The sequence below is a fragment of the Pseudomonas sp. Wu6 genome, from assembly GCF_019891515.1.
GTDB lineage: Bacteria > Pseudomonadota > Gammaproteobacteria > Pseudomonadales > Pseudomonadaceae > Aquipseudomonas > Aquipseudomonas orientalis_A.
Genome location: NZ_JAFLXH010000037.1, coordinates 62,114 through 68,453, shown reverse-complemented (window position 1 = coordinate 68,453; position 6,340 = coordinate 62,114). Strand labels below are relative to the sequence as shown.

At 55.0% G+C, this 6,340-nt stretch carries 7 protein-coding genes; 5 read left to right on the top strand and 2 right to left on the bottom strand.

The genetic code is table 11. The features are described from left to right. Positions 1-167: 167 nt before the first annotated feature. Positions 168-539, bottom strand: coding sequence for a DUF1203 domain-containing protein (locus J1G34_RS22125; protein ID WP_225927072.1), 372 nt, complete (start codon positions 537-539; stop codon positions 168-170). A gap of 469 nt (positions 540-1,008) precedes the next feature. Between J1G34_RS22125 and J1G34_RS22120 the strand changes: the two genes are divergently transcribed. The 5 genes from J1G34_RS22120 (at position 1,009) to J1G34_RS22100 (ending at position 5,823) form a co-directional block, all read left to right on the top strand. After that, a complete protein-coding gene (locus J1G34_RS22120; RefSeq protein WP_222994639.1) occupies positions 1,009-2,631 on the top strand; it encodes a methyl-accepting chemotaxis protein in 1,623 nt (540 codons plus the stop codon). A gap of 30 nt (positions 2,632-2,661) precedes the next feature. Then, positions 2,662-3,357 carry a DUF1963 domain-containing protein gene (locus J1G34_RS22115; protein ID WP_222994638.1) on the top strand — a complete coding sequence of 232 codons (696 nt, stop codon included), beginning with the start codon at positions 2,662-2,664 and terminating at the stop codon, positions 3,355-3,357. A gap of 158 nt (positions 3,358-3,515) precedes the next feature. Then, on the top strand, positions 3,516-4,484 hold the full coding sequence (locus tag J1G34_RS22110; RefSeq protein WP_065895506.1) for a tetratricopeptide repeat protein: 969 nt from the start codon (positions 3,516-3,518) through the stop codon (positions 4,482-4,484). 160 nt (positions 4,485-4,644) lie between these two features. After that, positions 4,645-4,968, top strand: coding sequence for a hypothetical protein (locus J1G34_RS22105; protein ID WP_130139215.1), 324 nt, complete (start codon positions 4,645-4,647; stop codon positions 4,966-4,968). A 132-nt stretch (positions 4,969-5,100) separates the two neighbouring features. Then, complete coding sequence (locus J1G34_RS22100; protein ID WP_222994637.1) at positions 5,101-5,823, top strand: hypothetical protein; 723 nt, start codon at positions 5,101-5,103, stop codon at positions 5,821-5,823. Positions 5,824-5,881: 58 nt separating this feature from the next. Here the strand turns inward: J1G34_RS22100 and J1G34_RS22095 are convergent, their stop codons facing one another. Continuing rightward, entirely contained in the window at positions 5,882-6,115 is a 234-nt protein-coding gene (locus tag J1G34_RS22095) for a hypothetical protein (RefSeq protein ID WP_222994636.1), read from the bottom strand. Between the last annotated feature and the right edge of the window lie 225 nt (positions 6,116-6,340).

Here is a 6,340-nt window from a genome sequence, read left to right as displayed (position 1 = left end):
TCGGCAAACTCTTAAAGCGGGAAGAAATTCGACGAGTTCATTGCCCCAGCTTTAAACATCCGGTTCTGGCCGATTACTGCCCGCTACGACAGGCAGAAATCGGCCAATAGCGGAAAGTTGGTGACTAGAAAAGTCGAAAGCGGAACGAGCCATCGAGACTGCGGCGACTACGCCCTATCTATTCGCCCGGAGTAGCAACCCTGCTTGGCATTGTGAACGTGAATGTAACTAACCCCTGGATCAGCAAACATCCGAGTAACAACAGGTTCTATCGCTATTCCATCTACGACGTCGGCATTGAGCATCATCCCATCATCAGTGAATGCACGAAGTGATAGCAGACGGATTCGCATAGACTCGGGTATCTGATCGACTGCGTCATAAGCTTGCGTAGCCCACTCCCTTATGAAGATCGCATGTGAGGCACGGTATGGCGTCTCGGCTGGCTGAGAGAGATGGTTGAGTAAAAGCACACTCTGACCTAGCTCTGCATCCTTTATTTCGATACGGTCAGGAAAGCCTGGGTTGCTGTCGACCATGTAACGCTTTATCCCGAGAGATGCTAGCTCTTGGTCGGGCAATCCAAACAGTGACTGGAATGGCTCGGGGGAAAGGCCAGTTATACGAAACGCCATGGTTAAACTCCTATTAGTTGGAGTCGTATCAGGCTGGAATTCGTCCAGCACTTACTATCCGTTTCTTGCTGCCTTATTCAAGCTGACCGAGACCGACTGCTTAGGGTCGAAAACGGTCTCACCTGAGCGACTGCTTTTGGCCGAAAGCCGCCCTTCATCTCAACTCCAAACAACAGGATATCTCCAAGGGAAACACAACAAAAATTCCTAACGCCGCCGGTCGAACTCCCCTCAAGAACCGCTCTACCACGCCGATGACAAGGCTAATAGCTTGCGCGGCCACAGCCGCCAACCGATACCGCAGACAGGGAAGTTTGGACGTCTTTTTCACGCCCAACCCGGCGCACCTCAAACCTGTCATGAGTATCAACCCATGCTGCAAAAATCCCTGAGAGCCCAAATCCTCACGCTGCTGAGCGCCAGCCTGCTGGCGATATTGCTGATTGCCCTGGCCTGCTTTCATTTTCTGTCCAACGGCGTGCAAAACTACGCCAACCTGATCGAAGGTCCGTTGCACACTTCGCAATTGATCGATGAGGCCAACTTGCAATTCAAGGTGCAGGTTCAGGAGTGGAAAAACGTATTGCTACGGGGCAAGCAGCCGGCGGACCTGGATAAATACTGGAAGCAATTCGAAGACCGTCAGCGCGACGTACAGGGGATCCTCGGCGAACTGGCCAGCCAGAAAGGCCTGGACGGCCAACTCAAGACCCGCATCGAACGCCTGCGTGACGAACACCGTCAGTTGGGCAGCGCCTACCAAAAAGGTCGCGATGCCTATATCGCCGCCGGGGCGGACCCCACCGCAGGCGACGCCGCCGTCAAAGGTGTGGACCGCGCGACCAGCGATCAGATGAGTGAGCTGGTCAGCGAACTGCGTCAGCAGGGCACCGAGCAATCGGCGCTGATCAGCGCAGCAGCCGATCGCACGGTGATATTGGGGACTACCGTGATGCTCGCCTCCGGGCTGTTGATCGGCCTGTTGAGCCTTTGGTTGATCAACCGCAACCTGGTTGACCCCATCCGCAAGCTGATCGACTACGTGGAGCAGCTGAGCCGAGGCAAATTTGCCGAACGCGTGGCCAGTGCCCGTAAAGACGAGTTAGGCAAACTGGCCATGGCCGCCAACACCCTGCGCGATTTTCTTGCCGAAACCTTCAGCCGCCTGCAGCGCAGCGCCAATGACCTGGACAGCGCCAGTGGCGAGCTGAGCGCCATCGCCGGCCTCATCGCCAGCGGCACCAACGAGCAGTTCAACCGTACCGATCAAGTGGCGACGGCGATGAACGAAATGTCCGCCACCGCCCAGGAAGTGGCACGTCATGCGGCCGATGCCGCACGGGCGGCCGATGATGCCGACCAGTCGGCGCAGCAGGGCGAAAAAGTCATGAGCAACACCATTCACACCATCACCCAGATGCGTGGCGAGATCGTCAACACCGCCACCGTGATCCGTCGCCTGGAAACCGACAGTGGTCGCATCAGCAAGGTGCTGGAGGTCATTCGCGGCATCGCCGAGCAGACTAACTTGCTGGCACTGAACGCGGCGATCGAAGCGGCCCGTGCAGGTGACGCCGGACGCGGTTTTGCGGTAGTCGCAGACGAGGTGCGCAGCCTGGCTCAGCGTACGGCGACATCGATCATCGAGATCAATCAGATCATCCAGACCGTGCAAACCGGCGCGGAAGACGCGGCAAAGGCGATTGAAAGCGGCCAGACGCGCAGTGAAGAAAGTGTCGCGCAAGTGAATCAGGCCGGTGTCATGCTGGAGCGCATCACCCATGCGGTGGAAGCCATTCGCGACATGAACCGTCAGATTGCTACCGCCGCCGAAGAGCAAACCTCTGTGGCCGAAGATATCTCGCGCAACCTCACCGAAATCACCTCGATTGCCAGTACCAACCTGGACAATGTGCAGCGCACCGAAGCGGCAAGCCACAACCTTCACGGGTTGTCCGGACAGTTGAATGAAGTGACGGCACGCCTGAGTGCCTAGCTAATACCTGATAGCAAGGACGCCTCCCCCATGGACCTCCACCAAATCAAACACCACCTGGCCCGTCCCACACTGAAACTCACCGCCGGGGGCTTTCGCCCTCTCGGTACTGACGAAGAAAGCTGGCTAGGCAACGTCTTCCTGTTCAGTCCCGATGAAGGCGTGCCGGTCAATCAGGCAGGGCAGCCGTTGCTGCCCTATGCCCAGTTCTACCTGCCCGCCCTGCCCTTTATCAGCCCGTTACTAACGGGAGTGCGTGTGGTGACGGTATTTATTTCAAATCCATTTCCCGAACCCTTTGAGCCCATGGGCGACAATTGGGTGATCCGCGAATACGGGCCACAGGATATGTTGGTGCGCAAGGTGCTGCCGGTGGAGGGTACGTTTCTCAAAGCCTTCGCGCTGAACGCCCAGGTCGTGCCGGAAGATTTTCCGCTGTGGGATGGCGGCGGCGTACCGGCTGATGTTGAGCAGGCGATACTCGAGCTGCAACGCGTAGGCGAACTGCAGAGCTACTACGACCTGGTCACTCACACCTACGAACACAAAATTGGCGGCTATCCGTCGTTTTGCCAGTCAGGGGTGGATCCGGGCGAAGGCTTTGAGTTTGTCTTCCAGATTTCGTCGGATGCGAAGATCAATCTGAATGTGGTCGACAATGGGAGCCTGATGTTCTGGAAGCACGTCGAGACTGGGGAATGGGCGTTTTATTATGATTTTTACTGAGGCTTGAAGAGGCGCAAGCGCATGTCCCCGCACACGCACGAAGCTGAGCCAATTTCCCCAAATGCAGCTGCGCCGTTCCAAACCAGACATTTAAATTTGTCTGTAAACCATGAGCGTCTTAGCATCACTGCAAATAACGGATCGTTGAAAGGCCCCTCATGCACCTTCATGGACTGAAAGCTCTATTACCGTGGTCACTGCTCGTCATGATGTGTTGCGCCGAAGCCGCCACAGTGGCAGCGAGCGACAAAGCGGTAAGCCTCTTCGAAGCGCAACAATACCGGGCGACGATTGAGGAAGCGGATCGCGTGCTTCAAACCGATCCGGCCAACCCCGAAGTGTTGAATATCAAGGCGTTGGCAGTGTCCGCGCGGGGTGATGACCGCACCGCGATCCGCCTGGTTACCCAGGCACTGGAGGCGGCTAAACAGAATGGCCAGGTATCCATCGCACAACAGGCGACCTACTGGAACAACCTCGGTTATTTACACGAACGACAACGCAATCTGGACATTGCCCTGGGCTACTATGAAAAAGCCTTGAAAATGCGCCTCGCGGTTCTGAGCGCAGATGACCTGCTGATTGCCGATACCTATAACAACATCGGTACCGCTCAGAGCAAATTGGGCCGATATGAAGAGGCCTTCGAAAACCTGCGCAAAAATCTCGCGCTGAGAAAGCGAATAGTGGGAGACCACGACGCTTCGGTCGCCGTGTCACTGAACAACCTGGGCAATGCCTATAACCTCCAGGGCAACCACCAGGCCGCACTGCCGCTTTTTCAGCAGGCACTGGACATCGACATGGCCCTGCACGGGCCCCGGCATCCGACGGTCGCCATCCGTTGGAACAACCTCGGCGACGCCTATCGCGGCCTGGGCCAGTACGACAAAGCGCTAACCTACCTGACCAAGGCGCTGAACAGTGACCGCGCAACGTTCGGAGAGAACCACCCCAAAGTGATTTTGCGCTACTTCAACCTGGCAAGAGTCTACGAGGCTGAAGGTGACACCGCCAAAGCGCGCGAGGCCTATACAAAAGCGCTGCAAATACTCAGACAGGTCGACCCCGAAGACTTTGCACAAATCCGCTACTTCGAGGAAAAGCTTCGGACATTGGAAGGCTAGTGAACCTGAGTTTAGACAATACTAAAAATCGATACTCTGCCCTGATCTAGCAAAATAAGTGCAAATATTCTTAGCAACAGCAAAAACCGAACAGATTTATTTAATAACCCAGACTAACCCGTAACACAATGCAATCACCCACATATCAACTGAGCACAATATGACCGACAAAAAAAAGACCCTTCTGCATCTTTATCTACTTGAGAATCTGGGAAGCCCCATGCAGTTTCCCTGTGAGTGCGGCGAAACTCACTCAGTACTTCTGCAGGATTTCGACTTTGAAAAAACCGAAATCGAACCCAAAAAATTAGTTCGATTGAAATGCGTATATCACTACGAAAAACTTGAGGAAATTCTAAAGTGTAGTACTGAACTGAAAATTCACGCTGAATTCAAGAACACATGGCAGAAAATTTTTGGCGGGATTTTAATAAAATATATAACATGGAAATTCAATAAAAAAACTGAAAAAGGCACGTTATAAAGACTTAATCAACGACAGGCCAATACTGTTTCCAGAGTACTGTGAGAGAGAGGAATGGGCCTTTTATTATAGATTTACTTAAGCGTAGAGGGGCGCAAACGCATATCCCCCAGCAGGCATGAAGGAAAGCCAGTGACCACGGAAATCGAAAAATACCTGCAGATCAACGCCGAGATCGAACGAACCTACAAACAAGCGCTGCGCAGCAAACGCCAGCAAAGTCGGGCAGGCAAGGATGCCCGGCTCGACAGGGCCTACTTCTGGTTTGCCCTGGTCGGGCCATCGATTCTGGCCATACCGCTGACCGTTATTGGTAAATGGACTCACACCTACTTGTTGTACAACGTGAGTGCGGGACTGATCGCGCTATCTTACCTGGCAATGTTTTTCTACCCGTTGCTGGGGGTGTTGCTTTACCGCGACTCGCTGAAAAAAGTCTTCACCGCGCCCTTCGCCAATTTGCTGGAGTTGAACGTCAAAACGCTCATGCAGGTAGAGGCCCGTTATTTACCGCAATTGGCAGCCCTCTCGCGCGAGACGCTGAAGCTGGGTGCGCTGGAACTGAAAAGCGAGCGCGACAGCCTGGAAAAACGCACGCATATGGTGACGGGCGCGCTGGAGAAGGTTGGTATCCTCCCCGGCTTGCTGGCGCTCGTTGTCGCGCTCTCAAGCCTGGACACCATGCTGGTCAGCGTCGGCATTACTGAGCATATGGAGTGGCTATTGGCGATAGCGGCGATCAATACCTTTTTCTTCGTGATGTGCTGCTATGTGCAGTTCATCATTGTGCGCTACGAGCGCATGATCGCCCTCACCGAACTGGCCGTGGACTGCAAGGATCGGCAAACAACCTGAGCGTTGCTCTGAGCTGGGCCCTGGTGGCGGAAAAACCGGCATCAGGACCGTCGTACCCTCAGCCCTTCAACTCACCGGCACGATTGCTCGCCGCATCATCGTAGGCCACGTACAACGACTCGGCGATCTGGCTTTTGATGGCCTTGGTGGACTCCAGGCCCAACACAAACCCTTCGGCCTTGCCGCCGGCGCGGTTGAGTTCTTCGTGGGTGGCAGCGCCAGTGATGGCGTCGAGGAGTTTTGCGGCGTGCAGGCCTACACCTTTGGGCAGGGAGATTTGGTCGATGGACATGGCGGTACCTTTAAGAATGAGGTCGGTAGCGCGTGTAACCACTGCCGGGGCGAGCATGGTAAACCGGCTGGCGAAGAAAGGGGCCGCTTTCGGCTAATGCCAGCCAGTTAAGGCTTTTTGTAGGAGCGAGGGGGCGCCTGGCTGTTGCTTGCGAAAAACTCACAGGCACCGTGTTCATTCAGGAAACACGCGTTATCGTTGACGTTTTTCGCGAGCAAGCTCGCT